The sequence below is a fragment of the Synechococcus sp. R3-13 genome, assembly GCF_047462195.1.
In the GTDB taxonomy this organism is placed as follows: domain Bacteria; phylum Cyanobacteriota; class Cyanobacteriia; order Thermostichales; family Thermostichaceae; genus Thermostichus.
Genome location: NZ_JANSIO010000100.1, coordinates 1 through 1,121, shown reverse-complemented (window position 1 = coordinate 1,121; position 1,121 = coordinate 1). Strand labels below are relative to the sequence as shown.

The 1,121-nt window shown below is 58.4% G+C and carries 2 protein-coding genes; both read left to right on the top strand.

Going from position 1 to position 1,121, the window contains the following annotated elements; translation table 11 throughout:
* The coding region (locus tag NW856_RS03395; protein ID WP_414399085.1) for a peroxiredoxin at window positions 1–404 on the top strand (404 nt) is incomplete at its 5' end.
* A gap of 48 nt (window positions 405–452) precedes the next feature.
* On the top strand, window positions 453–1,121 hold a 669-nt coding region (locus NW856_RS03390; RefSeq protein ID WP_414399083.1), incomplete at its 3' end, for a M15 family metallopeptidase.

Sequence of the window (1,121 nt, the reverse complement as noted above, 5' to 3'; positions counted from 1 at the left end):
TCAACACCACTGACACCCAAGGCAACCAGGTTTCGCTGGCTGATTTTGCCGGCAAAACCGTTGTCCTCTATTTTTACCCCAAAGACGACACCCCCGGCTGTACCAAAGAAGCCTGTGGATTCCGCGACGCCTACGCCGACTACCAAAGCAAGGACGTGGTGGTGCTGGGGGTGAGCATGGACGACCAAGCTTCTCACCAAAAGTTCACCGAAAAGTACAACTTGCCTTTCCCCCTACTGGTGGATAGCAGTGGGGTGATCACCCGCGCCTACGATGTGGATGGGGGCGGCTACGCCAAGCGGGTGACCTACGTCATTGATGGCGAGGGCAAAATTGCCAAGGTCTACCAGAACATCAATACCGAAACCCATGCCCGCGATATTTTGGCGGATTTGGGTTTGTAGAAACGCTGCCTCTTTTCAGTACTCCTCGCTAGATCCCGGCCTTTGCGCATGAACGACGACATTCCGGTCGCCCGTCGCCAGTCCACTCCGGCGAAAAAAGCGCAAAGTTCGGTGCCTGCCCTGAGGTCCCGTCTAGTCTTGGGCCTGGTGCTGGTTGGGCTGTTGCTCCTGGCGGGTTGGGGGATAGAGAAGTTACCGGGATCCCAGCAGGCGGCGGATCCCCAAGTTCTGGAAGAAACCGGTCAGCCCCCTCTGCCGCAGCCAACTGTGCAGAATGGGCGACCTTCTCTGTTGGGGCACTATGCCTATTCCGAAGCCCCTGCAGACAGCTTGCGGGTGGTGGGCAGCTACCGTGGTCGTGAGGTGCGCCTACGCCAGGCGGCTGCTGAAAGTTACCTTCGCATGAGCGAAGCAGCTCAAGCTGCCGGGATCCGCCTTGTCCCCATTTCCGGGTTTCGCTCCATTGCGGATCAGGAATTCTTGTTTTTTCAATTGGCTCAATCCCGAGCCTTGCGACCCGAGGAACGAGCTGCTGTCAGTGCTCCCCCTGGCTACAGCGAGCACCACACTGGCTATGCCATCGACCTTGGGGATGCCGGGTTTCCGCAGTGGGATACTCAAGAAGCCTTTGAGACCACCCCGGCCTTCCAGTGGCTGCAGAGCAACGCGGCCCGCTTTGGCTTTGAGCTGTCTTTCCCCAGAAACAACCCTCAGGGG